We start from the raw sequence: 24,702 nt of genomic DNA, 5'->3' as shown, positions 1-24,702 counted from the left end.
GCTTTGCAATGACTGAGGTGACTGATCCGCCGCCGTTTCTGGTCGATCGGACGGACGGCGTCCTGACGCTGACGTTCAACCGTCCGGAGCATGGCAACGCCATGCCGCCGGCATCGACGCCGGATCTCATCGCCCTGCTGGAAGATGCGCAGAATGATCCGGCCATTCGCGCATTGGTGGTTTGCGGCAAGGGCAAGCATTTCACGACGGGCGGCGACCTGGCCGTCTTCGCAAAGGGGGTTGCGGAGGGGCCTGCTGCGTTGCAGGCGGATTTCACTATCCGCATGGCCAGCGTGAAGCGTCTCGTCCAGGCGCTTCTCGCGTTCGACCGGCCCGTCGTGGCGGCGGTGAAGGGGGGGGTCGCTGGCGCGGGCCTCCTCTTCTCGCTTGCCGCCGACATCGTCATCGGGGACGATACGGCATTCTTCCTGTTCGCGCACCAGCGCATGGGGTTGAATCCGGATGCCGGCGTCAGCTGGCTGTTGCCCCGCGTCATCGGCGTTCGTCCCGCCAAGATGCTGACGCTGACCGCCGCCCGCGTCGAAGCGGAAGAGGCGCAGCGGCTGGGCCTTTTGTCACGGATCGTGGCGGCCGACATGCTGGATGAGGAGGTGGGGAAACTCGCCCGCCGTCTGGCCCGCGCGCCCCAGCATGCGACGCGCACCGCGAAGCGACTGCTCGACCAGGCGGCGATGACCACGCTTTCCGATCAGCTCGATGCAGAGAATGCGGGCGTTATCCAGGCGGTCGGGGACCCGGACTTTGCGGAGGGGGTGACATCGTTCATTGAAAAGCGCCCGCCCTCCTTTCCTTCGGTACGATAGAATTTTCTGAATATCTCATGTTGTGAGGTAAGAAGAACGGCAGGTGGAACGAATTTTCCTGCCAAGACAAGAATATTGAGAAAGCCATAATCATGAATATCGTCAAATTTGATTTGGATCAGTGACCTTCGCAACCTCCCATTGTCATATGGATTAACGACAATGAGAGGGTGGGAAAATGTCCGAAGACTATGATATTGAAAAGGGATATATCGTATATCCCAAAACGAAGAATGGCGATATTGCCGCGAAATCGCCGAAAACGCTCGTCCACAAGGGCATAGTTCCGACGGAGCGTTATTTCTCGCGGGAAGAAGCCGATATGGAATGGGACCGTCTGTTCCAGAAGGTCTGGCTTTTCGCGGGTTTGACCCAGGATCTGTCAAAGGTCGGGGATTATTTCAAATTCGACGTCGGCCGTGAATCGATCGTCGTCGTTCGTTCCTCCGAAGACAATATCCAGGCCTTTTACAATGTCTGCCCGCATCGCGGCAATTTCCTGGTGTATGACGATTATGGATCGATCAAGGATGGGGCGTCGCTCTACTGCAAGTTCCATGGATGGCGGTTCAATCTCGACGGGTCCGTGCGCAGCGTAAAGGACCGCCACACCTTTCCGCCGGAAAATCTATGCGGCATGAACGGCCTGAGGGAACTGCGCTGCGAAGTCTGGAACGCGCTGGTGTTCGTCAGCTTCGACGATGATGTCGAACCTCTGCATCAGGCGCTTGGCGTGGTTCCGGAACATCTGGCGAATTATGACTTCACCCGCTCCCGCGTCTATCGGGAAGTGCAGGACGTCGTCGACGCCAATTGGAAAACGGCGATGGAGGCGTTTCTCGAATTCTATCATTCCGATGACACGCATCCGGAAGTCATCCCGCTTTCCGCGACACTGCGCACGCAATATGACCTGTATGACAAGGGCGTCAGCCGGATGTTCATCCGCTTCGGCTATTCGGGCGACAGAAGCAGGAACCCGGATGATGTTCCCGAAATATTGAAGGGCATGATCACCCTTTATGGCGGCGACAACGCCGATTATCTGGGGATCAAGGGAGGGGATTATCGACGGGCCTTTTGCGACACCTTGCGGAAATGGGCTGCGCGCAACGGCCATTCCGACCTGTTCGACAGGTTGAGCGACGATCAGGTGACGGACGACTGGAACTATAGCATCTTTCCGCACGTCACGCTGAATGTCTTCTCCTACGGCGTGCACATCCAGTCCTGGCTGCCGTGCCCGGACGATCCTGAAAAGCATGTCTATCGTTCGATCTGCCTGCTTCTTCCGCTTGCCGATCCCGATCAGGTCATCGCGGACCCGACCTCGATGACGGTCGCGCAGGAGAAGGGATGGACAGGGGAGGTGCGTCCTCCGCGCATCAAGCCGAAAAGCATGGCGGATTGGGGATCGGTCCTCTTGCAGGATGTGGAACGCCTGCCCTATATCCAGCGCGGCTTGCGGTCCCGAAGCCATGTCGGAAACCGGTTGAGCGCGTCGGAATGCCGCATCAACCATTATCTGGATGAGATCGACCGTTATCTGGGCAGAAAATAACTGGAAGGGGCGCGATTTGCGCATCGGCGGATGCTGCTATCGCGCCCCTTCCGGCGTGGTGATCGCCGGCTGTCGTCAGTCGACCGTTGCGCTGCCACGGTCGAGGACAATGACATCCCGTTCGGTCGCGCGGCACCGGAAGCGCACCAGACCCCCGCCCTCATCGAAGATTTCCGTCCGGATCGTCTCGCCGGGATAGACCGGACGGCTGAACCGGACGAACATGGACGTCAGCCTGGCAGGATCATAGTCGCAGCGCGCGCGCAATATTGCGCGCGTGGCCAGGCCCATGGTGCAAAGTCCATGGAGGATCGGCCGATCGAACCCAGCCTTGCGCGCGATGGACGGGCTGGCGTGGATCGGATTATAGTCGCCGCTCAGCCGGTAGACCAGCGCGATCTGCGGAAATGTGGCTATGTCGACGACCGTGTCCGGCGCCCTTTCGGGCAGCGGATCGGGCGCGACGGGGATTTCCCCGAAGCCGCCTTGCCCGCCATCGCCGCGCATGAAGACGGTGGTGACGACGGTGTAGTAGAGCGTTCCGTTCTCCCGGTCGACCAGCCGCTTTTCGAGGGTCAGGACAGCGCCTTTCTCCTTCCCCTTATCCTCGACGCTCAGGATTCGGTAGGTTCCCTTCACCTTGCCCTCGGCCGGCAGGGGATGATGCATGACGAAGCTTTGTTCGCCGTGCAGGATCTTGACCCAATCCAGCCCCAGCACCGGTTCCTTCACCCAGAAGCCGGGGTGGGAGAGCGTGTTGCAGATGGACGGAACGATCTTCAGCCCATCTTCGAAGACGAAGCCGAGTTCATTTTCGTCCATCGGATCGGAGCCGAAGCCAAGGCCGAGCGCATAAAGGATGCCGTCCTTGACGGTGTAGTCGTCATCCACCGCCGGAATCACCCAATTCCGCAACCTGTCCAAGTCCATGGAAGCCTCTCCGCATCGAATGTTTGCAAAATATATGCTTCCGTACTATCTTGGGGCGATGATGGTCAACCGGGATTTGTTCGACATCATGCGGGAAGCGGGCGCGAAGGCTCTCCATTCCCCGTTCTGCCTTGATAACCCGGTGGAAAAGGCAGCATGTCTGTTAGCGTATTGAACCTGCCAATAAGAATGAGAGGATGAATCCCGCCATGATGCAGCCCGGAAAGGTCATCATCACCTGCGCCGTAACCGGTTCGATCCACACGCCGTCTATGTCCCCGCATTTGCCGATCACGCCGGACCAGATTGCCGAACAGGCGATCGCCGCGGCGGAGGCCGGGGCGGCAATGATCCATCTTCATGCCCGCGACCCGGAAACCGGCAAGCCAGATCAGTCGCCGCATCTGTTCGAACAGTTCCTGCCCCGCATCAAGCAGTCCACCGACGCCATATTGAACATCACGACCGGCGGGGGGCTTGGAATGCCGCTCGATGAACGGCTTGCGGCGGCCCGATGGGCCAGGCCCGAGGTCGCGTCGATGAACATGGGCTCGGTGAACTTCAACATCTCGGGCGCGGGGTCCAAGGTTCAGGCATGGCAGCATGACTGGGAGAAGCCCTATCTGGAGATGACGAAGGATTTCATCCTTTCCAACAGCTTCGCCCAGATCGAACGGGCCATGATGGCGCTCAACGACCAGGGGACCCGCTTCGAATTCGAATGCTACGACATCGCGCATCTCTACAATCTCGCGCATTTCGCGGACCGCAAGCTGATCGAGCCGCCTTTCTTCATCCAGGGCGTGTTCGGCATATTGGGCGGGATCGGCGCGGAGCCCGAAAATCTGATGCATATGAAGTCGACGGCGGATCGCCTTTTCGGACGGGACTTCCTGTTTTCCGCACTCGCTGCGGGCAAGCACCAGATTCCGATGGTCACACTGTCGGCGCTGCTGGGCGGATCGGTGCGGGTGGGTCTTGAGGACAGCCTGTATGTCGGCAAGGGGCGGCTCGCCTCGTCCAATGCTGATCAGGTCGCCAAGATCCGCCGCATTCTGGAGGAACTGGGCCTTGAGATCGCGACGCCGGACGAAGCCCGGTCGATCATGAAGACCAAGGGCGGAGACCAGGTCGGCTTCTAGCGCCGCTGCGGCGTAGAGGGATCGGCATCGCCGCCGTCGCACGGAAATAAATACGCTAGCATATAATAATGAAAGTTATATGTTGGTGTTGAACGGCCCGCTCCGACTCAGTTCGTCGCCCGACAGGGTCGATGCGAACGGCGGGGGCGCGCTGCGACCGGCAACGGGGCGATGCGGAGCCGAATCCGCCGCCGACGATAGGGATCAGGAGACGGAATGGTGATCGATCTGTACGGAATGAGCAGTCCGAATGTCCTCAAGGTGGCGATCATGCTCGAAGAGGTCGGATGCCCTTATGAATTTCATCATGTCGATGTGCTGAGGGGTGGGGGCAGCACGCCGGAGTTCCTGGCCATGAATCCGCTGGGCAAGGTGCCGGTGATCGTGGACCATGACGGGGCGGGCGCCGATCATCCGATCTTCGAATCCGTCGCCATTCTGATCTATCTGGCGGAAACCTACGGATCGCCTCTGCTGCCGCCTGCGCCGGCGCGATGGGATGTGATGAAATGGCTGGTCGCGCAGGCCGCGCTTGCCGGTCCCATGCTGGGGCAGATGAATCACTTCCAACTGGTTGCCGACCATGGCGACAGCTATGCTGCCGGGCGCTACCGGGACCAGGCGGCGCGCGTCTATGCGAATTTCAACACGCGGCTGAGCGTTTCGCCCTGGCTGGGGGGAGACAGCTATTCGATCGCGGACATCGCCATGTATCCCTGGTCCGCCTATCTTGAGCGCCACGGCTTTTCCGCCGAGGATCATCCCTATCTGGTCGCCTGGCGCAACAGGATCGACGAACGGCCGGCCGTCAAGCGCGGGGTCCGGACGGTCACGTCCAGGATCGATGCGGAGGCGGCGTCGGTGCAGGCGGCGTCCGACAGCGATTACGACCGCTTCTTCGGCCGTTCCGGCCCCAGCGGCGTATCGGTCGACATGGCATCCTATGCAGCGAGGGGAGCGTTCATGTCAGCGAAGGTCTGACCGGGCGGCGGCAGCGTCCTGAATGCGCTGCGGCGGCGGTTATCGATGAGACATCACAATGAGCGAGAGGGACGTTCAAGGACGTTCCAGCTTCGCCGTTTCGGGAGAAGGATGCATGGAACAATGGTTTGAGGGCAAGGTCGCGCTGGTCACGGGCGGCGGCGACGGCATCGGGCGCGCGACCGCCCATCTGTTCGCGCAGCGCGGCGCCAGGGTCGTGATAGCCGATCTCAACCCCGAAAAGGGCGAGAAGGTGGCGCAGGAAATCCGCGATCTTGGCGGGGAAGCGGCGTTCGTGCAGACCAATGTCGCGGACCGGGGATCGGTCGACGCGCTGATTGAGGCGACGCTGGACCGCTTCGGCCGGCTGGACTGCGCGATGAACAATGCCGGCATCACGCATATTCGCGATCATGAATGGGACGACGATGCGTTCGACACCACCATCGCCATCAACCTGAAGGGCGTGATGAACTGCCTGAAGGCGGAGATCCCCGCCATGTTGAAAAGCGGCGGCGGCACGATCGTGAACACGGCCTCCACGGCAAGCTTCGCCGGCAGCCGGACGCTTGGCGTGCCCGCCTATGTCGCCAGCAAGCATGGCGTGGTCGGCCTGACGAAGGTTGCCGCGCTCGACTATGCGCAGAAGAATATCCGGGTGAATGCGATTTGTCCGGGCGTCACGGACACCGCCATGGTGGCGCAGGGAAAAAGCCTTTCGGAGGAGATCCGCCAGGCGCTGGACGATTTCGCGCCGATGGGACGCATGGCGCGGCCGGAGGAAATGGCGGAAGCGGCCATATGGCTATGTTCCGACAAGGCGAGCTTCGTGACCGCGCATGCGCTGGTGGTCGATGGCGGCCATCTTGCGGCATAGAATTTTCCCGGCGATTGCGGCGCCCGGCGGACCGGATCGCCGGGCTGCGGCGGTGAGAAGATCGATCAAGAACAAGGAAAGCCACATATGAAGATTGGCCTGTCAATTCCGAACAACTGGGGCGTGGCGGATGCGAGCCATCTGATAGACGTCGCGGTGCGTGCCGAGGAACGCGGTTTCGCGTCGATCTGGACGTCGGAACATCTGATCAACCTGTCCTATGTCCGCGCGAGGATCGGGGACCGGCCCTATTATCATCCGCTCGCGATCCTTTCGGCCGTCGCCGCCCGGACCAGCCGGATCACGCTCGGCACGTCCGTCATCGTCGTCCCGTTCCACAATCCCTTCGATCTCGCCAAATATGTCGCGACGCTCGATCAGATTTCTCATGGGCGGCTCATTCTGGGCGTGGGCGTCGGCAATGTGCGGGAGGAATTCGACGTGCTGGGCGTGCCCTGGGAAAAGCGCGGCGCCATCACCGACGAAGCGATCGACGTGATGCGGACCTTGTGGGCCCAGGAACGCGCCGCCCATTCGGGCAAGTTCTGGCAGTTTTCGGACGTCTGGACCTCCCCCAAGCCCTATCGCCCCGGCGGCGTCCCGATCTGGATCGGCGGCATGAGCCCGGCGGCTGGCCAGCGCGTGGCCCGGGTGGGAGACGGCTGGCACCCCACCGCCATCACGCCGGAGGAATTCCGCGCCAAGACGCAGGAGGTCAAGGATCTGGTGGAGAAGGCCGGGCGCGATCCGGCGTCGATCGAATTCTGCATGCGCTTCAACGTCTCGCTGGACGACGAAGAGGTCAGCGAAGCCGAATTGCGGTCGACCGTGCTGGGAAGCGACCGGGCGCGGATCATCGAGATTGCGGAGGCCTTTGCCGATGCGGGCGCGACGCACTTCATTTATGCGCTCAATTCGCACGAGCCCGATGTCCTTCATGCGACCATCGACAATCTGGCGCAGGATTTGAAGGCCTATCTCGACTAAGGGGGCGTCTCGTGCGCAAGGTCGGTCAGCCGGCCTTGCGTGCGAGGCGGTTGAAACCAATTTCCGGAAAAAGGGGGAGAAGGGGGCCATGGCGCGTTCGCATGAACGCGCCATGGCCCCCTTTTTCAACTCGCGGCCACAGTCTTGAGATAGGCGTCGCGAAGCGCGAATTTCTGGATCTTGCCCGATGTGGTCATGGGAAAGGCGTCCACGATCCATACCGCCTCGGGTATTTTGTGGCGCGCCAGCAAGGGGGCGAGGAACGCCTTGAGATCGGCGGCGGTGGTCGTCTCGCCCGGGCGCATCCGCAGGGCGGCGACGATCCGTTCGCCCCAGCGCGCGTCGGGCGCGCCGAACACCGCCGCTTCGACGATGCCGGGATGCGTGGCGAGGATATCCTCGATCTCCCGCGGATAGATGTTTTCGCCGCCCCGGATGATGAGGTCCTTCAGCCGGCCGGTCAGGGTCATGTAACCGTCGGCCTGAAGCGTGCCGAGATCGCCGGTATGGAGCCAGCCATCCCCGTCGACGGTGCTGGCCGTGGCGTCGGGCTGGCCGAAATAACCCTGCATGACGGCGAAGTTCCGGATCTGCACTTCTCCCACTTCGCCAAAGGGCACGATCTCGCCGCTCGCGGGATCGACGATCCGCAATTCGGTATGCGGCATGGCCTTGCCGATGGTCGAGAATTTATGATGATCGCTTTCGCCGCGAACCCCCAGGCAGACGGTCGAGCAGGTCTCCGTCTGGCCGAAAACCATGACATGGTCGACGCCGAGTTCGCTTTCGAGCCGACGCACCAGCTCCGGCGCGATCGGCGTTCCGCCCTGCGTGACCATTTCCAGGCTGGAAAGGTCGTAGGCGCTGCGGTCGGGCGCGTCGAGCAGCGCCAGCGCCGTGGTCGGCACCAGCGGCAGCCAGCGGGGGCGTTCCTCCTGGCAGACGCGCATGACGATGGCGGGATCGAAGCCGGAGAGCAGCACCATCGTCCCACGGTTCCAGATGCAGCTCAATATCGCGAAAATGCATCCTCCCGTATGGAAGAGGGGCAGCCAACTGAGCCAGCGCGATCCCGTCGGCATCGTGAAGCGGGCGTTGGTGAATTGCGCGATGTTCACGACCCCCCGGTGCGACAGCATGGCGGCCTTCGCCTTGCCGGTCGTGCCGGAGGTGAACTGGATCATGGCGGTGTCGTCGGCGGAAACGGCCGGCAGGTCGCCCGCTTCCTCCGGCCAGTCGAAGTCCTGCCACGCATCGAACAGCCAGACATGGCGGAGCAGGGGAAGGTCCCCCCTGATCCCTTCCAGCAGGGCGAGCGTGTCCGTGCCCCGGTAATGGCGGCTGAGGAACAGTCCGCTGCTCTTCGACAGCGACAGCGCATGGTGCAGTTCATTGGCGCGGCTGGCCGGATTGATGGCCACCAGCGTCATGCCGGCAAGCGCCGCGCCCAGTTGGACGAAAATCCATTCCGGGCGGTTTTCCGCCCAGATGGCTACATGGTCCTTCGGCTGGAAATGCCGCAGCAGGAAATGCGCCACCCGTTCCGATTCGGCCAGCAATTGGGCATAGGTCCATTGCCGCTGGGCCCCGCTTTCCGGATCGCGCGGTTCCAGCAGCGCGACCTCCTCCGGCACCGACGCCGCGACATGGCGCAACAGGTCGCCCACGCTCCAATCGACGATCTCGCCGTCCGGCTGCGCCGGCCAATAAGCCTGGTTCGACGCTGCCACCACTCCAACGGAGCCCTCGCTCATAACATCCTCCAAATTGCGACGGACATCGGGATTCCCCGTGAAACCGACTCGACTCATTAGTATCCTTATACTATTAGTAGGAACGACCTATTTGCCAATGGGGCAAGAGACAAAGTTGCCGTGTGAAAGGCCGGGAACGGCGTCTCCGTCTGCTGCTCGCTCCCATGGAGTGTAGGACTGGCCCGGGCCGTTGACCACGGCCCCAATCGAACAAGAGAGGGATGATGAAAAGCACTGCCGATCCACGCGATCACGATGCCCTCATTCAGAGCATAGAGAATCTCGAGGTGAAGCTCTCCAGGACCAGAAGCTGGGGAGGGACCGAGACCGAAGCCTTTTACGGCCCGGCGGAGCCTGCCGCGGACTATCGCGAGAAGCTGGGCGATCCGGGGCAATATCCCTTCACGCGCGGCGCCTATCGGGAGATGTACCGCAGCCGCATGTGGACGCTGCGCAACATCGTCGGCTACGGCGCGCCGGAGGATACGCGCGAGGGGTTGCTGAAGGTCCTGGCATCGGGCGGCGGCGGCGTGAATGTCGTGGTCGATCCGCCGACCAACCAGGGCATCGATCCCGATCATCCGGCGATCGGGCCGGAAGTCGGGCTGGAGGGGTGCTCGCTGCCCACGATGCACGACATGGCGCGCCTGGTGGAGGGGATGGACCTCGCCAAGATCGATACGGCATGGCACTGGACGACGACGGCCTATGCGCTGGTGGCGGCGACCCATGTCTCGCGGGGGCAGGCGCTGGAAACGCTGCAAGGGTCGAACATGCCGGACATGTTGCAGGAAACGCTGTCCGGCTGGGGGCAGGGGGTCGTGCCCGCCGACTTCGGCCATCGCAGCGCCGTGGATCAGGTCGAATTCTGCGTCCGCAACAGCCCCAAATGGGCGCTCGGCCTGCCCCAGGCCTATGACCTGCGCGAACGGGGCCTGACACCCGGCGGGGAGATCGCGGTCGGCATGGCCATCGTGATCAAGACGCTGGAGGATCTGGTCGGACGCGGGATGAGCGCGGATCAGGCCGGCGCCAGCCTGGCCTGGGTTTCCACCTCCGATACCGATTTCTTCGAGGAGGTCGCGAAGTTCCGCGCCCTGCGTCGATTCTGGGCCCGGACGCTGAAGGATCGTTTCGGCGTGACCGACAATCGCGCCCTCCGCCTGCGGGTGGCGTGCCATACTTCGGGCAATTCGCTGATCTACAAGCAGCCGCTCAACAATCTGACCCGGACCGCGATCCAGAGCTTCGCCGCCCTGTGCGGCGGCGTCCAGTCGCTGGAGGCCTGCACCTATGACGAACCGGTATGCGTTCCGACCCATGAGGCGCGCGACCTTGCCATTCGCCAGCAGCAGATATTGGCGAACGAGGTCGGCGCGGCGCGGGTGGCCGATCCCCTGGGTGGGAGCTGGTATGTCGAGGCGCTGACCGACGCGGTCGAGGCCGAGGCCGTCGCCCTGCTGGCGCGGATCGAGGAGGTCGGCATCATCGAGGCGATGACCAGCGGTTTCGTGGAGCAGGTCATGGACGACCATAATCTGGGCGTCCGCAGGGAACTGGAATCCGGGGAACGCATCGTCGTGGGCCTTAACCGGTTCGTCCCCGACGACGACCCGCCGCCTGTCCGCTTCGCCTTCGACCCGGCCAACACCAAGGCGCACCTCCGGCGCTTCTCCGAATTCAAGCAGCAGCGCGACCGGTCGCGCTGGGAAGCGGCCCTGCGCAAGCTGCACGGCGTGGCGCACGGCGGCGGGAACAGCATGCAGGCGATGATCGACGCCTTTCTGGACAATGCCAGCATCGGGGAAATCTGGGGCACGCTGCGCGTGGCCAATGGCTATCCCTACGACCCCTATGGCGCGATCGAGGCGCCGTTGAACTATGCCGGCTGAGGGGAATCATATGACGACGTCCACGGTTCGCTGTCTGCTCGGCATGCTGGGCACCGATGTGCATTCCAAGGGAATCCGGACCATCGCCCAGTTCCTGCGCGATGCCGAGATAGAGGTGATCTATATCGGGGAGCATAACAGCGTCGCCGGCATGGCGCAGGCGGCGCTTGACGAAGACGCCGACATAGTGGGGCTGAGCTTCTCCTCCGCCGCCTATATCCAATATACGAGGCTGTTGATCGAGGAGATGAGGCGGCGGGGCGCAGGCGACGTCCCGGTCATGGTGGGGGGCCTCATCCATCCGGACGACCATGCCGAACTGAAGGCCATCGGCGTGAAGGGGATATTCGGGCCGGGCACGACCATGCCGGAGATCATCGACTTCGTACAGGGCAGGGGCCGGACCAGCGCATGAACCCGCAGGATCTTGCCGCTGCGGTCCTGCGCGGCGAACGTCGCGCCGCGGCAAGGTTGATCTCCCTGGTGGAAGCCGGCGACGCCGGAATTGAGGACCAGCTGCGCCAACTGTACCGCGCAGGCGGTCATGCGCGGATCGTCGGCTTCACCGGGCCGCCGGGCGCCGGCAAGAGCACGCTGATCGACGCCCTCGTCACCTTGTGGCGGCAGAGGGGCGAGCGTGTCGCGATCCTGGCGGTCGACCCGTCGAGCCCCCTGTCGGGAGGGGCCGTGCTGGGAGACCGCGTCCGCATGTCGCAGCATGCGACGGATGAGGGCGTCTTCATCCGTTCCATGGCGTCGAAGGGCGCGCCCGGGGGCCTGGCCCATGCGACCGGCGATGCGCTGACCATATTGGATGCGATGCGGTTCGACATCATCCTCATCGAAACGGTGGGCGTGGGACAGGGCGAGATAGAGATACTCGTCCACGCCGATGCCGTGGTCCTGCTCCAGGTGCCGCAGGGGGGCGACGGCGTGCAGGCGGTGAAGGCGGGCGTCCTGGAGATTGCCGACCTCATCCTGGTCAACAAGTCGGATGCGCCCGGCGCGGCGCGGATGATCGGCGACCTGCGCGAAATGGCTGCCCACCGCCGCGAAACCGCCGAGGGATGGGCGTTGCCCGTCATCCCGACGGAGGCGAGCAAGGGGCAGGGAGTCGAGGCGGTGATCGACCATCTGGATGCCTTTTTCCTGACGCGCAGCCGGCATCCCGAAGATGCGGCACGCCGCCGCCGTCGCCAGTTGCAGGCCCGCATATGGGCGCTCGCCCAGGCAATCCTTTCCAGGCGTTTCCAGGCCGATAATGGGGAACTGGCGGAAAGGATCGACGATCTCATCGGCCGTCGATCGGACCCGCATGAGGTGGCAAGAGCATTGGTCGGATGGAATTGAAGAACAGGCCAGTTCGAAAAGGAGAAGAGCCATGACCGTATCGATCACCGCGGACCTCGATGCGTCCGTCGAGGATGTGTGGGCGATTATTTCCGACTTTGCGCATCTGGGACGCTGGCATCCCGACGTCGTGGACGTCACGACCGAAGGAACCGGTGTGGGCGCGACCCGCAGGATTGCCTTTGCCGACTGGTGGGTGGTCGAGCGCCTCGACCGGCTGGACAATGAGAATCACGTCCTCGGCTACTCCGTCATCGACGCCAGCCGTCCGCCGGTCATCGGGGTCAGCGGTTCGATGTCGCTCAGCGCAGTGGATGCGACCCATGCGCGCCTGTACTGGGAATCGGGCCAGCAGGCCGGCCATCCCATGGCCGATCAGATCAATGCCGGGCTGGAAGCCTATTACCCCACGCGGGTGGGGCATTTGCGGGCGGCCTTGCAATCGGTTTCCTGACCGTCGCGGCCAGGAAGCGGGAAGGCGTCACTTTCCGGCGCGTTCCTGCTTCCGCGCCCTTGCCGCTTTAGCGCCCTGCCGCCGGCGGGGGGCGGGCGGCTCGGCGGACTCATAGGCGGCGATCTTCTTCTCCGCGATCGCGACGAGCTCCTGCAGGAACAGATTGTCCGAATAGGGCTGGATCAGGCTGACATGCCGCATGAAGCATTTGAGCAGCGCGTCGGCCTTTCGCGATGAGCGCGAACCATGGCGGATGCGATCGAACGCCAGTGTTGCGATCGATACGTCCCACATATTGCCCGCCAGCAGTTCAGGACTGGATGGCGCGACGATCCTGCGCATGTAGCCCGCTTCGATGGCGGCTTCGATGATCGCCACGCGGGCCAGGAATATCCGGTCTTCCAGCCGGACATAGCGTTCGCGGAGATCCTGATCGTCCTCGAACAGGAAGCTGATGGAACTGAAGAAGAATCGGAAGTCCCACATGATCCCGAACAGGTCGATGAGGGATCGGGCCATCTCCTCCGCCTCCGTCGCCAGTTCCGGACGATCCCATGTGCCCAGCAACTGCTGCTCCAGCCGGTCCACCAGCTTGCCGATGATGTCCTTGCGCTTGGCGAAGTGATAGGTCAGATTTCCGGGGCTTATCCCCAGTTCCGTGGCAATCCTGTGCACGGCGACCCGCTCCACCCCCTCCATGTTGAACAGGGTGAGCGCCATCGACAATATCCGTTCGGATGTGCTGCTTTCTTCCTTCGCTTCCATCGGCCCCAATCGAATAGTTGCATATGGTCGTCATCGCTGGAGTGCGCTGCATTGAACCGGACGCAGGTCGCGCGCTCCAAATTTTGTCGTCGCATCGTTCGATCTGGAAAACCGGCTCCCGCCCTTCGACAGGCTTTTCCGAACGATGCTCCGGCATCGCCCCGAAAAACGGGGGGCGACATTCCCCAATAGCGGCAACCTCCTGCTTTTCAAAAGGGGGCTCGTCATGCGCGCGCGTCCTCATCCCCGCAGCAGGCGCCGATTGCCGGGCGCCTCAGCCCTTGGGGCGGGACAGCCTTTCCTTCATGGCGTTCATCATGCTGTGAAACTCCTCGCCCAGGATAAGCGAGCTTGCCGTCAGGCGTTCGACATTGCGAGCCTGGCCGCGCTCCAGATCCTTGGTCAATTCGATCGCGAGCTTGCCCGCGGCGAAGGCCTCCGGAGGGATGGCCACCAGTTCCGCGCAAAAGGAATCGACCGCCGCCGCCAGCGCGTCGGTGGGGTGCACCTCATGAACCAGCCCGATGGACAGGGCCCGTTCCGCGTCGATCTGGCGATTGGCGAGAACGAGCCAGCGCGCCCAGTGCGGGCCGGCCAGGCGGGTGAGCCGGCTGGTGCCGCCCGATCCCGGAATGGCCCCCAGGGCGATCTCCGGCAATCCATAGCGGGCATCGGTGGACGCAAAGCGGAAATCGGCGCAAAGGGACAATTCCAGCGCGCCGCCCAGACATGGCCCCTGATGCGCGACCACGATCGGCTTTTCGATCGCCTCCCACTCGTCGCCCAGCGGATGAAGGCTTCCCACCCCCTGGCGATACCAGCGACGGAAGGCGGATGGACTGGCGATCTGCGGGTCGGGCGCGAGCGCGCCGTTGAGGTCGATCCCCGCGCAGAAATATTTGCCGCGCGCCGTGACGAGCATGACGCGCAGGTCGTCCCGGTCGCGGAAACGGGCGGTCGCCTCGCCCAATCCGGCCCACATCTCATGATCGAGCGCATTATATTTACTGGGTCTGTTCAACGTGACGCGAAGGATCGGCCCATCTTCGTCGATCAGGATGTGCGCTTCGGGCTGCGGCGCGTCTTTGGTGGCGGTCGGGTCGGGCAAGGCTTCGTACCTCATCTGTCCGGGTGGCAATCTCACCCGCTTGTCGCAATTAGTATGTTTAGACTAATACAGGAGCCAAGGCGAGTCGCAAGCGCAAGATTCGGGGCGGCAGCATGCTCCTTCTCTTCAGCCATGACGCAGCGTCGGGCGTATCATCTGCCGGTTCTCATGTCGGAAGGCGCCGCCGCTCGTGACAACGCCAGATCGGATTTCAGTGGGAGAGGTGGGCAGTGTCTGTTTTTTTCGGGACGACTGATGAGCATCGGATGATGCAGGAGACGCTTGTCCGCTTCGTGACTGCGGAAAGCGGTCTGGAGGACAGGGCGCGGCGCCTGCACGGGCCTGCCCCGGACCGGCTGGCGCTCTGGGCCCATCTGCTGGAACTGGGCACGGTCGCGGCCCTGTTGCCGGAGGCTCATGGGGGTTTTGGGGGAACGCCGGCCGACATGGCCGTCGTCCAGGCGGCCCTGGCCGAGGGACTGCTGGTCGAGCCCGTGCTGGCCTGCGCCGTCGTGGCCGCCCGGTTGTTGCAGGCGGCGGAAGGAGAGCAGGCCGCCGCCTTGCTGGCTGGCATCGCCAGCGGCGACGCCATTGCCATCCTCGCCCATGCAGAGGGGTTCGACGCCTTCGCGGCCCCCATTCTTGCGGCCGAGCCGGATGGTGCGGGCGGCTATGTCCTGTCGGGCGTGAAGCCGGCCGTTCGCCATGCCGACGTCGCCAGCCATTTGCTCCTGAGCGCAAGGCTGGGGGATGAGACGGCGCTTTTCGTGCTTCCCTCGGCTGCCGAAGGCCTGGAACTGGCGTCGACGCGCGCCATCGATGCGGCTGGCGCGGCCGACGTGATCCTGCATTCCGTGCGGCTCGGTCCCGAAGCGCGCCTCGCCTTCGTTGGCGACGCATTGGACGCCATAAACGATGCGCTGCTATGGGGTCTGGCCGGTCTTGCCGTGGAAACGGCGGCCATCGCCGCGGCGGCCAATCGCGAAACCTTCGCCTATCTCAACGTTCGCGAGCAATTCGATACCAAACTCGCCAATTTCCAGGCGCTCCAGCACAAGGCCGCCGACATGGCCATTGCAGGCGAAGAGGCTGCCGCGATGGCCGCCCATGCCATCGCCGTGCTGGGTTCCGGGCAGGATATGGCCGAACGCAGCCGGTGCGTGCTGGCCGCGTCGCTGGCCTGCGACGCGGCGGGGCGCACCGTCGGCCACGGCGCGGTGCAGCTGTTCGGCGGCATGGGCGTCAGCGACGAGACCATCGTCAGCCACCATGCCCGCCGGCTTGCCGCCATTCGGGCCCAGATCGGAACATGCGAGGCGCGGGCCGCGCGCCTCTCCACACTCGAAGGAAATGGCTAATGGATCATTCGGCGCTGGACGCTTTCCGGAAGGAAGTGAGGACGTTCGTGCGTGACGCCCTGCCGGGCGACATCCGCCACAAGGTTGCGCAGTACAAGGAACTGGACAAGCAGGATTATGTCCGCTGGCAGAAGATACTGGACGCGAAGGGCTGGCTGCTGGGGCATTGGAAGAAGGAATGGGGCGGCCTTGGCTGGGACGCGGCGACGCATCTCGCCTTCTTGCAGGAAACGGCGCTGGCCGGCGCGCCGATGATCATTCCCTATGGCGTCAACATGATCGGCCCGGTGCTCAACCGCTTCGGCACCGACGCGCAAAAGGCGCAATGGCTGCCCGGCATAATCTCCTCCGACTGCTGGTGGTGTCAGGGCTATTCCGAACCGGGCGCCGGGTCGGACCTCGCCTCGCTCAAGACCACGGCGGTTCGCGACGGCAATCATTATGTCGTTAACGGGTCCAAGATGTGGACGACCGAAGCCCATTGGGCCGACATGATGCACTGCCTGGTGCGCACCGATGCGTCGGGCCGCAAGCAGGAGGGGATCAGCTTCCTGCTCATCGACATGCGCAGCCCCGGCCTGTCCGTGCGGCCGATCGTCACCATCGACGGACAGCATCACACCAACCAGACCTTCTTCGACGACGTCCGGGTGCCAGTGGAGAATCTGGTGGGCGTGGAAGGGCGGGGCTGGGACATCGCCAAATTCCTCCTTGCCCATGAGCGTGTCTCGATCGCGGATTCCGGCAACAAGCTGCGCCTGCTGGAACGGCTGCGCGGGATGAACGACGCCGTGCAGGCCGATGCGCAGGTGCCGGCAGGGGTCAAGGCGCGGCTGGCGGCCCGGCTGACGGACATTTCCGTTCAGGCGCAGACCTTGTGCGCGATGGAACGCTATTTCGTGGAGGGGTGGGCGAAGGGACGGCCGCAGGGCGCGGATGCGTCCATGCTCAAGGTCAAGGGGACGGAAGTCCTGCAGGACCTGGCCGAACTGGCGCTCGCCCTGGAAGGGCCCTATGCGGCCATTCACGATCCCGAAGACCTGCACAGGCCGGTCGGAGAGAAGGAATCGCCGGCGCAAGCCGCGAGCGCCATGGCGCATCAATATCTCTATTCCCGCTGCTGGTCGATTTTCGGCGGGTCCAATGAAATTCAGCGGAACATCATCGCGAAGACGGTGCTTGCAGCCTGATGGAGGAAGGGCCGGAGCGGTCTCACCGCTCCGGACCGTCGCTATTCCCTCATTTCAATTGCCGGCCTTGCTGATCGACCGGAGGATGTCGATCAGCATCTTCGGTTCGAAATCGCCGGAGAGCTGGGCGAATTTCTCGAAGGATTCATCCCGCTTTACCGGTGCGAGCGCCCTGACGGCGGTGCGCAGCGCCTTCCGCACGCCCTCTGCATCATAGTCGGTGCAATAGGTCGGCGTGCCGGGCTGCTGGCGCCAGGATTCATCGATGGTCCCGGCATCGATGCCGTCGAAACCGGCCACGTCCACCAGTTCCAGGGCAACCGCCTTCGCCCGCGCGTCGTCGCCCGCAACGGGCAGGGCGATACGACCGGGCGAACCCGCCGGCTTCCCTTCATTGGCGAGGCTGGTCCAGAATATGCTGTTGAACGCCTTCGTCACCGGGCGGCCGATCTGCCGCGAAACCCAGAGGCTTTCCTGAAGGTCGTCTTCGATGGCATCGATGCGGCCGTCGCGGATCGGATAATAGTTGCCGGTGTCGATGACCACCACGTCATCGGGGACGCCGTCGAACAGATCCCTGGGCAGTTCGGGAACGCTCTTCAAGGGCACGGATATGATGACGACATCGACATCCCTGACCGCGTCCCTGGCGCTTGCGGCGGCGACCCCGATCTGCGACGCAAGCTCCGCCAGCGTTTCCGGGCCGCGCGAATTGGCCAGCTTCACCGCATGCCCGGCCGCGCTGAACTTGCGCGCCAGGGTCGATCCGATCTGTCCAGCGCCGATGATACCGATTTTCATTTTTTGCTCCTTGGTGATGATCCAACGCCAGTGCGCAGGCGAATAGTTTCTTCAAGGATGGTAAGAAAGCGTGCTAATCGCAAGAACGAACAAAAAACACAGTAACCCACCAAAAGGATAGTGACATGGCTGACGCCCCGCCCATCTGTACCGATCCGGCCATGCGGGCCGCCTGCATCGCCTCCACAGTGGATGCGTTGCGGCGGCTGGAAGGCAAATGGAAGCTTACGATCCTCTGCCAGCTGTTCACGTCCGACACCCTCAGATTTTCGGAACTGGAGCGGGCGATTGAAGGCATCACGCAGAAGATGCTGATCCAGCAGCTCAAGGAACTGGAGAAGGATGGCCTCGTGCTGCGCACGCTGTTCCCGCAGGTGCCGCCCAGGGTCGAATATTCACTGACCGACTTCGGACGCGCGCTCGCGCCCGCCATATCGGCGCTGAAGGATTGGGCGGAGGCCGGACCGCAAGGCGCCGGCAGGCGCGTGGATGAACACCGCCTGATGGAACAGGCCTGAGAGCGATGAACGTGGCCCGCCCTCCCGGTCGGAGATGGCGGGCCATGTCCGGTGCGGTCTGTTGGGAACGACCTCCCATAGGGTCATGATCCTGACCGGACGGGACCTGAATTTCCAGCAGCCGTCTTCCTTGGCGCACTCTTCGGAATATCGCGCGCCGACACCTTGCTCGAAGCCCTATCTCTCCAGATAGCGGTCGATCTCCACCAGATAGTGGCGGATGCGGACCTCGGCCTCGCCCAGCAGCGCGCCCTTAAAACCGGGGGATTTGATACCCTTCTGAACTTCGGGCACCAGCCGGATGTCCTGATTGAGGACATAGCCGAAATCCGCCGTATCCTCATGTCGTTCGCGCGGAGGGCGCACCTTGCCGTCGAAGTTCATCGGGCCATGGGCGTCGGGACCGAAATTGTTGATGTCGAAGATCCGATAGTCGGGATCGTCCACCGGCGGCGCCAGCGTCATGGTGACGTAGCGGCTTCGTTCCGGATTGGTGGCGTCGGGCAGCCAGCGCTGGATCTGGAGAACGTCGGCAAATGTGTTGAAGGTCATGTTCGGGAAGAAGGAATAGTTCCAGTCGTCGGTGACCTGGCCATCGCTCAGCCCACTGAAATCAAGCCCATATTTCGCCGCCCAGCGCCGCTTGGTGTCGACGAGCGCCTTCTTGAAATCGCCGCTGGAAAGGTCGAGTTCCGGATAATCCTCCGGCTTGCCGTCCCACAGGCCCAGCATCTGTTGCGTTTCGGGCGGAACCTTGTCGCCGTCGTTGAATTCGCGCGGCAGGCCGACCGGAATGATCATGCGGCCATGGCCGTTGGGGAACAGGTCATATTGCATCCGATAGGTCTCGCTATTGCCAAGCACTTCGGGATGCACGTCGTCGCCATGGTAGAATTCCAGGAACGCCTCGGCCGCCGTTTTCCAATTGGCGTCCCAGGTAAGTTCCTCGTCCCGATAGGGCCTGAACCGCTCCAGATTATAGGGTTCCAGATGCTTGGGAATATCGCCCAGAAAATCCATCAGCGGTTCCGCATCGGGGTCCATGTTGATGAACACGAAATTGCCCCATAGCCCGATCTTCACTTCCTCCAGGCCCGGCCGGTGGGCGATCACATCGGGCCGGAAAATCTCTTCATCGCGGATTTTGACGAGATTGCCGTCAAGATCATATTCCCAGCCGTGGAAGGAACAGTGGAAGCATTTGCCCACGGTGCCGAAGTCGGTGGTGACCAGCGTATTGGCGCGGTGGGCGCAGAAATTGTGAAAGGCCTTCAGTTCTTCGGGCCGCGTCCTGACGACTATGATCGACGCGCGGCCGACATCGAATTTGAAGACGTCACCGACATTGGGGCAGTCCGATGCAAGGCCGGCCATCAGCCATGTCTTGGTCCACATCTTGTCCCATTCGCGCTCCGCCTCCTGCGGGTCGTAATAACGCTTCGGATCGATGAGGGCAGTGCCGTTGTCGATATAGGGATGCTTCTCGCCATATTTGGCGTCCTTGTCGACGGAGAATCCCTTCCGAAAATCAAATGGCTTGTTCATGATACCTCTCACCGCCTCTCGCGCTGTTGCCGGCTTGTCCATCCGGCGTTGCGATATTGATAGCTTTCGTACAATCAAATAGCAATATGTCCGCTAGCGAATGAATTCGAGTCGCCAAGGCCGACCGCGCGATTTTATCCTGCACAGGGGAGGAGAAGCCCGAATGTACGCTATCGTCGGCATCATGAAGCGCCCCGATCACTGGACGGCCGGTCAATTCCGGGACTGGTGGTTGAACGATCATGCTGAAATCGCCAGGAAATTGCCCGGCCTTCGTCGTTATACGGTGCATCCGCCCACGGATTCCTTCGACCCGGTGACAGGCAAGTTCGGCGGGGAACCGAGCCATGACGGATTGGCCTTTCTCTGGTTCGACGACAAGCAGTCCGCGGAGGATGCCTTCGCTTCCGACGAAGGCAAGCATGACATGACGACCTTTGGCAGGACAGGGGTTTCGTTGATCATTTTCGGTGTCGGGGAAACGAGGGAAATGCTCGATTGAGCGCCTCGCCGGATCTTTGCACGCTTCCGTCAGTGCCCGAATGCGGCTGGGCGGGAGCATTGTCCCGTTGACCCTTGAGGATCGACGGCTCGGCAAATGCGGCCTCCAGGGGCTGGAGCGTTTTCGTTCATCGTGACGACGCCCTGTCGGAGCGGCCCGCTCGCGCCATCGCCGAAAGCCAAGCCCGAACGAAGACAGGAAGCAGGACGATCGGAAGCGGCTGGAAATGCGCCGCCCGAACCAAGGAGGGGAATGTCATGCATGTTACTGCCCTATCAGGTTGTTGCTCCCTTTTGGCTCTGGCCGTCCCGGCCGTGGCGCAAACGACCGCTACGGGAACGCCATCGGGCTATTCCGACATCATCGTCACCGCGCAGCGGCGTGCGGAGCGGCTGAGCGACGTGGGCATCACCATCGTCGCGGCGACCGGCGAGCAATTGCAGAGCGCGGGCGTCACCGAAGTGGTCGACCTGCCCAAGATCGCACCGGGCCTGACCACCGGCACCACCTATGCCGGATTCCCCGTCTTTTCCATGCGGGGCGTCAACTTCAACGCTGCCCAGATCGCGACTCCCCCGGCGGTCAGCGTCTATGTGGACGAGGCGGCGCTCCCCTATGCGCCGATGACCGCGGGCATGATGTTCGATCTCGAGCGGGTGGAGATATTGAAGGGGCCGCAAGGCACCTTATACGGCCAGAACGCCACGGGCGGGTCGATCAACCTCATAGCGGCGAAACCGACGGAGAGGCTGAGCGCCGGCTTCAGCGGCGAGGTCAATCATTTCGGCCAGGTGATGGTGGAGGGATTCGTCAGCGGCCCTCTGTCGGACAGTCTGCGCGCGAGGGTCGCTGCAACGACGACGCAGGGCGGCGCCTGGCAACGCGGCTATTATCTCGGCACGCGTGAGATAGGGGATCAGAACCGCGCCAGCGGCAGGCTCCTGCTCGACTGGACGCCCGGCGAGCGGGTGAAGTTCGCCCTTCATATCGGCGCGAATTACGACCATGGCGAATCGCAGCAGGCGCAGCTTCATCTGGTCGCACCGATCATTCCGGCGGCTGCGGCGCCCGGCCTGATCGGTTATCCTCTGCCGCGCGGCAACCGGGACGCGGATGTCGACAGCGATTATGACTTCCACCAGCGCAATCGCCAGTTCAATGCCGCGCTGCGGGCGGATTTCGAACTGAACGACCATATGACGCTGACGTCGCTGACCAGCTATGTGAACACGAAGGTCTATCAGCCGCGCGATTATGACGGAACGGTGCTGGTCCTGGCGCGCGGCACGACGGGCGGCACGATCGAAACCATCTTCCAGGAAGTGCGGTTGTCGGGCGAGATGCCGGATGCAGGCGTCCGCTACATCGTCGGCGCCAATTATCAATATGACGACATATTCGACCATGTGACCGCGGAATACGGCTTTTCAAGCCTGCCTGCCGGGACTCGGCCGGACTGGAAGTTCGATCTCAGCAATCGCGCCGCGGGCGTCTTCGGCAATGTGGATGTCGATCTGAGCCGGAATGTCGCGCTTACGGCGGGCATTCGCTACACCGATAGCCGGCAGACCGTCGACGGATGCCTGGAAGGCAATGTTCTCATGGCTGCCGTGCAGGGGACGATAGCGGGCATGAGCCGGCCGGGTGTCGAGAATGCCTATTTTTCCGCCCGCTGTCTGGTCGTGAACGACATCGGCCCCAATGCGGATTATCTGCCGACCACGACCGCGCATGCGCAGAATGAGGACAATCTGTCATGGCGGCTGGGCATCAATATCAAGCCGGACGACGATACGCTGGTCTATGGTCTGGTCAGCCGGGGATATAAATCGGGCACCTATCCATTGACGGGCGTCCTGCTCGCTTCGCAGGTCAGGGACCTCAAGCAGGAAGAGTTGACCTCCTACGAACTGGGCGGGAAATTCAGCCTGTTCGACAGGAAACTGCAGATGAACCTGTCCATCTTCTATTATGACTATAAGGACAAGCAGTTCTACACCTATGTTCCCGTTCCGGCCATCGGTTCCGTTTCGACCCTGATCAACATTCCTCGGTCGGAAGATTATGGCTTCGATGCCGAAATCGTCGTCCGGCCGTTCGAAGGCCTCACGCTTCGGGGCGGCGTCACCTATGTGCAGACGGAAGTGCGGGCATATCGCGGCTTCAACAGCCTGGGACAGGTGGTGGACTTCGGTCGCAGGGAGTTCAATTTCGCTCCGCCCTGGAGTGGAACGTTCGATGCCGAATATCGCGCGCCACTCTCTTCGGGCCTCTCCGGCTATCTGGGCATTGGCGGAACGTTCAGCAGCAGAACCTTCGCGGACCTGGGCGAAAGTGCGGTGACGCGCATTCCCGCGCGGGCCGTGCTGGATGCCCGGATCGGTGTCGAAGCCGGGGCGGGCTGGCGCATCGGTCTGTTCGCCCGCAACTTCACCGATGAAGACTACTGGCAGTCCGTGGCCTATAGCGCCGACAATCTGGACCGCTTCGCCGGCCTGCCGCGCACCTTCGGCGTCACCGCCGGCTACCGCTTCTGAAAACCGCAAATGGAGAGGATCAGGCATGAGCGACGATTACGAACGGATACGCCAGCTATCCTATGAATATAGCTATCTGCTCGACGCCGGGGATTTCGCCGGCCTCGGCGAACTTTTGCGCCATGGTCGGATGTGCGTGACATGGCTGGGCGTGCAGGGGCCATGGTTCACGGGAGCGAAGGAGGTGGAGCAATTCTACCGCCGGGAGGTTTCGACCTATGACGCAGCGGGCCGGCTGGTTCTGCCCGAACATCGCGGCGATCCGCTGACGCGCCATGTGATCAGCAATCATTCGATCCATCTGGACGGCAACAAGGGCAGCGGAATATCATATTACACCGTCTATCAGCGCCCGCCGGGGCAAGCCTATCAGATCGTGCTTGCCGGACGCTATGAAGACAGGTTCGAGAAGATGGACGGCGTCTGGCATTTCATGGAGAAGAACATCGTCGCCGAATATCTCAACGACGTCGGATACCATGCCCGCGCGCAGGAACGTGCGGTCTAGCATAGCCTGCATTGAATTCAGGTCATTCAGCCCGAACGAATGGCAGCTGATCTCGATTATCCGCAGGATGATTCGGCTATTCGACGGCGACGACGACTTTGCCCACATGCGCCTGGCCTTCCAGATAGCGGTGCGCCTCGATCATTTGGTCGAAGGGGAAGACGCGGTCTATCACGGGCTTGAGGACGCCGGTCGCCAATCCGCCAAGGACCAGCCGCTTCATCCGTTCCCGCTTTTCCGGGTCCAGGCTGACCGTGAATTGCGAGGGGAAGTGCAGATGAAGCGCCTTGGCCATGGCCTGGGCCACGTCTATGGTCGTCGGCCGATCGTCCATGATGCCGTAGAGGATGATATGGCCGCCATGAGCGGCTGCCTCCACAAGCTGCGCCACGCCGGCGCCCGCCACGGGATCGAAGATCGCGTTCGCTCCCGCATCGCCCGTGATGCGCCGTACTTGCCCGGCAAGGTCGCTTTCGCCCGTTACGATCACATGGGCGGCGCCTTGCTGGCCCAGGACCTCGGCCTTCGCCCGGCTTCGCGTCGCGGCGATGGGTGTTGCGCCAAGCAGCTTGGCGATCTGGATCGCGGCAATGCCGGTGGATGCCGACGCAGCCGTGATGAGCGCGAACTGTCCAGCGCGCAGCGAAGCCGCATCGACCAGCCCGCTATAGGCCGTGGCATATTGCATCCAGATCGAGGACGCCTCGACAAAGGACATGCCGTCGGGGATTTTCACGGCCATGGCGGCCGGGACGAACGCCTTTTCGCCATAGACAGCGCAGGCATGGGCCGTCGGCTCGGTCGAGAAGCCGGGCAGGGTGGAAAAGCCCGGAATGGTTGCGATCCGATCCCCGGGGGTAAAGCCCTCGACATCTTGCCCCACCGCCTCGACCGTTCCCGCGCCTTCCGAACCAAGCGTGGCGGGGAAGCCCGCCGGCTGCCCCATCCGGCCGGCGCGGTACAGCAACTCCGCCCGGTTCAGTCCGATCGCCGCGACCCGGATGCGCAGTTCGCCCGGCCCCGGTTCGCCAAAGGCCGTTTCCGCATAGCTGAGGACTTCGGGCCCACCGGTTCGGTGAAAGCTGATGACCTTCGGCATCTTCCGCTTCCTCATGCGG

General features: G+C 62.7%; 23 protein-coding genes. 16 read left to right on the top strand and 7 right to left on the bottom strand.

Annotated elements, in window-relative coordinates; all coding sequences use genetic code 11:
- Window positions 1–8: 8 nt before the first annotated feature.
- Window positions 9–824 carry an enoyl-CoA hydratase/isomerase family protein gene (locus A0J57_RS04060; RefSeq protein WP_061934016.1) on the top strand — a complete coding sequence of 272 codons (816 nt, stop codon included), beginning with the start codon at window positions 9–11 and terminating at the stop codon, window positions 822–824.
- A gap of 178 nt (window positions 825–1,002) precedes the next feature.
- Complete coding sequence (locus A0J57_RS04055) at window positions 1,003–2,385, top strand: SRPBCC family protein (RefSeq protein WP_061934014.1); 1,383 nt, start codon at window positions 1,003–1,005, stop codon at window positions 2,383–2,385.
- 75 nt (window positions 2,386–2,460) lie between these two features.
- On the opposite strand, the gene A0J57_RS04050 is transcribed toward A0J57_RS04055, so the two are convergent.
- Window positions 2,461–3,315, bottom strand: coding sequence for a MaoC/PaaZ C-terminal domain-containing protein (locus A0J57_RS04050; RefSeq protein ID WP_061934012.1), 855 nt, complete (start codon window positions 3,313–3,315; stop codon window positions 2,461–2,463).
- A gap of 209 nt (window positions 3,316–3,524) precedes the next feature.
- Here A0J57_RS04050 and A0J57_RS04045 point away from each other — a divergent pair, with 209 nt between their 5' ends.
- From A0J57_RS04045 to A0J57_RS04030, 4 genes are all read left to right on the top strand, one after another.
- The gene (locus A0J57_RS04045) at window positions 3,525–4,457 is read left to right on the top strand and encodes a 3-keto-5-aminohexanoate cleavage protein (protein ID WP_061934124.1); all 933 of its coding nucleotides are present in this window, start codon (window positions 3,525–3,527) and stop codon (window positions 4,455–4,457) included.
- Window positions 4,458–4,673: 216 nt separating this feature from the next.
- Window positions 4,674–5,438 carry a glutathione S-transferase family protein gene (locus A0J57_RS04040; RefSeq protein WP_061934011.1) on the top strand — a complete coding sequence of 255 codons (765 nt, stop codon included), beginning with the start codon at window positions 4,674–4,676 and terminating at the stop codon, window positions 5,436–5,438.
- Between the two features lie 115 nt (window positions 5,439–5,553).
- Window positions 5,554–6,315 (top strand): SDR family NAD(P)-dependent oxidoreductase, encoded by a 762-nt coding sequence (locus A0J57_RS04035; RefSeq protein ID WP_061934007.1) that lies wholly within the window; start codon window positions 5,554–5,556, stop codon window positions 6,313–6,315.
- An 87-nt stretch (window positions 6,316–6,402) separates the two neighbouring features.
- Window positions 6,403–7,302, top strand: coding sequence for an LLM class F420-dependent oxidoreductase (locus A0J57_RS04030; RefSeq protein ID WP_061934005.1), 900 nt, complete (start codon window positions 6,403–6,405; stop codon window positions 7,300–7,302).
- 125 nt (window positions 7,303–7,427) lie between these two features.
- Here A0J57_RS04030 and A0J57_RS04025 read toward each other — a convergent pair whose 3' ends face one another.
- The gene (locus A0J57_RS04025) at window positions 7,428–9,056 is read right to left on the bottom strand and encodes a class I adenylate-forming enzyme family protein (RefSeq protein WP_061934003.1); all 1,629 of its coding nucleotides are present in this window, start codon (window positions 9,054–9,056) and stop codon (window positions 7,428–7,430) included.
- Between the two features lie 221 nt (window positions 9,057–9,277).
- Here A0J57_RS04025 and A0J57_RS04020 point away from each other — a divergent pair, with 221 nt between their 5' ends.
- From A0J57_RS04020 to A0J57_RS04005, 4 genes are read left to right on the top strand one after another with little or no spacing between them, the layout of a single operon-like run.
- On the top strand, window positions 9,278–10,948 hold the full coding sequence (locus A0J57_RS04020) for a methylmalonyl-CoA mutase family protein (protein WP_235600777.1): 1,671 nt from the start codon (window positions 9,278–9,280) through the stop codon (window positions 10,946–10,948).
- 10 nt (window positions 10,949–10,958) lie between these two features.
- A complete protein-coding gene (locus A0J57_RS04015; protein ID WP_061933999.1) occupies window positions 10,959–11,363 on the top strand; it encodes a cobalamin B12-binding domain-containing protein in 405 nt (134 codons plus the stop codon).
- Window positions 11,360–12,298, top strand: a complete 939-nt coding sequence (gene meaB / locus A0J57_RS04010) for a methylmalonyl Co-A mutase-associated GTPase MeaB (RefSeq protein WP_061933997.1) — start codon at window positions 11,360–11,362, stop codon at window positions 12,296–12,298. Before A0J57_RS04015 ends, meaB begins: the two co-directional genes overlap by 4 nt.
- A 31-nt stretch (window positions 12,299–12,329) precedes the next feature.
- Window positions 12,330–12,752: an SRPBCC family protein gene (locus A0J57_RS04005; RefSeq protein ID WP_061933995.1), complete on the top strand. Its 423-nt coding sequence runs from the start codon at window positions 12,330–12,332 to the stop codon at window positions 12,750–12,752.
- A 27-nt stretch (window positions 12,753–12,779) separates the two neighbouring features.
- Here A0J57_RS04005 and A0J57_RS04000 read toward each other — a convergent pair whose 3' ends face one another.
- Together A0J57_RS04000 and A0J57_RS03995 are read right to left on the bottom strand one after the other, a co-directional pair.
- Entirely contained in the window at window positions 12,780–13,517 is a 738-nt protein-coding gene (locus A0J57_RS04000) for a TetR/AcrR family transcriptional regulator (protein WP_061933994.1), read from the bottom strand.
- Between the two features lie 274 nt (window positions 13,518–13,791).
- Complete coding sequence (locus A0J57_RS03995; protein ID WP_061933992.1) at window positions 13,792–14,640, bottom strand: enoyl-CoA hydratase/isomerase family protein; 849 nt, start codon at window positions 14,638–14,640, stop codon at window positions 13,792–13,794.
- A 215-nt stretch (window positions 14,641–14,855) separates the two neighbouring features.
- Between A0J57_RS03995 and A0J57_RS03990 the strand changes: the two genes are divergently transcribed.
- Both A0J57_RS03990 and A0J57_RS03985 read left to right on the top strand, forming a co-directional pair.
- Window positions 14,856–15,983: an acyl-CoA dehydrogenase family protein gene (locus A0J57_RS03990; RefSeq protein ID WP_268873865.1), complete on the top strand. Its 1,128-nt coding sequence runs from the start codon at window positions 14,856–14,858 to the stop codon at window positions 15,981–15,983.
- Entirely contained in the window at window positions 15,983–17,173 is a 1,191-nt protein-coding gene (locus tag A0J57_RS03985) for an acyl-CoA dehydrogenase family protein (protein ID WP_061933988.1), read from the top strand. Before A0J57_RS03990 ends, A0J57_RS03985 begins: the two co-directional genes overlap by 1 nt.
- Window positions 17,174–17,227: 54 nt before the next feature.
- Here A0J57_RS03985 and A0J57_RS03980 read toward each other — a convergent pair whose 3' ends face one another.
- Window positions 17,228–17,992 carry an NAD(P)-binding domain-containing protein gene (locus A0J57_RS03980; protein WP_328587031.1) on the bottom strand — a complete coding sequence of 255 codons (765 nt, stop codon included), beginning with the start codon at window positions 17,990–17,992 and terminating at the stop codon, window positions 17,228–17,230.
- A gap of 107 nt (window positions 17,993–18,099) precedes the next feature.
- On the opposite strand from A0J57_RS03980, the gene A0J57_RS03975 reads away from it, so the two are divergent.
- Entirely contained in the window at window positions 18,100–18,492 is a 393-nt protein-coding gene (locus A0J57_RS03975; RefSeq protein WP_061933984.1) for a helix-turn-helix domain-containing protein, read from the top strand.
- A 177-nt stretch (window positions 18,493–18,669) separates the two neighbouring features.
- On the opposite strand, the gene A0J57_RS03970 is transcribed toward A0J57_RS03975, so the two are convergent.
- Window positions 18,670–20,037 carry an aromatic ring-hydroxylating dioxygenase subunit alpha gene (locus tag A0J57_RS03970; protein ID WP_061933982.1) on the bottom strand — a complete coding sequence of 456 codons (1,368 nt, stop codon included), beginning with the start codon at window positions 20,035–20,037 and terminating at the stop codon, window positions 18,670–18,672.
- A gap of 163 nt (window positions 20,038–20,200) precedes the next feature.
- Here A0J57_RS03970 and A0J57_RS03965 point away from each other — a divergent pair, with 163 nt between their 5' ends.
- The 3 genes from A0J57_RS03965 (at window position 20,201) to A0J57_RS03955 (ending at window position 23,584) form a co-directional block, all read left to right on the top strand.
- The gene (locus A0J57_RS03965; protein WP_061933980.1) at window positions 20,201–20,539 is read left to right on the top strand and encodes an EthD family reductase; all 339 of its coding nucleotides are present in this window, start codon (window positions 20,201–20,203) and stop codon (window positions 20,537–20,539) included.
- A gap of 314 nt (window positions 20,540–20,853) precedes the next feature.
- Window positions 20,854–23,076 carry a TonB-dependent receptor gene (locus A0J57_RS03960; RefSeq protein WP_158298500.1) on the top strand — a complete coding sequence of 741 codons (2,223 nt, stop codon included), beginning with the start codon at window positions 20,854–20,856 and terminating at the stop codon, window positions 23,074–23,076.
- Window positions 23,077–23,101: 25 nt separating this feature from the next.
- Entirely contained in the window at window positions 23,102–23,584 is a 483-nt protein-coding gene (locus A0J57_RS03955) for a nuclear transport factor 2 family protein (protein ID WP_061933976.1), read from the top strand.
- Window positions 23,585–23,660: 76 nt separating this feature from the next.
- Here A0J57_RS03955 and A0J57_RS03950 read toward each other — a convergent pair whose 3' ends face one another.
- Complete coding sequence (locus A0J57_RS03950) at window positions 23,661–24,683, bottom strand: zinc-dependent alcohol dehydrogenase family protein (protein ID WP_064232601.1); 1,023 nt, start codon at window positions 24,681–24,683, stop codon at window positions 23,661–23,663.
- Window positions 24,684–24,702: the final 19 nt, after the last annotated feature.

It is taken from the genome of Sphingobium sp. 22B, from assembly GCF_001580035.1.
Taxonomy (GTDB): Bacteria; Pseudomonadota; Alphaproteobacteria; order Sphingomonadales; family Sphingomonadaceae; genus Sphingobium; species Sphingobium fuliginis.
This window is presented reverse-complemented; position numbering and strand designations above follow the sequence as displayed.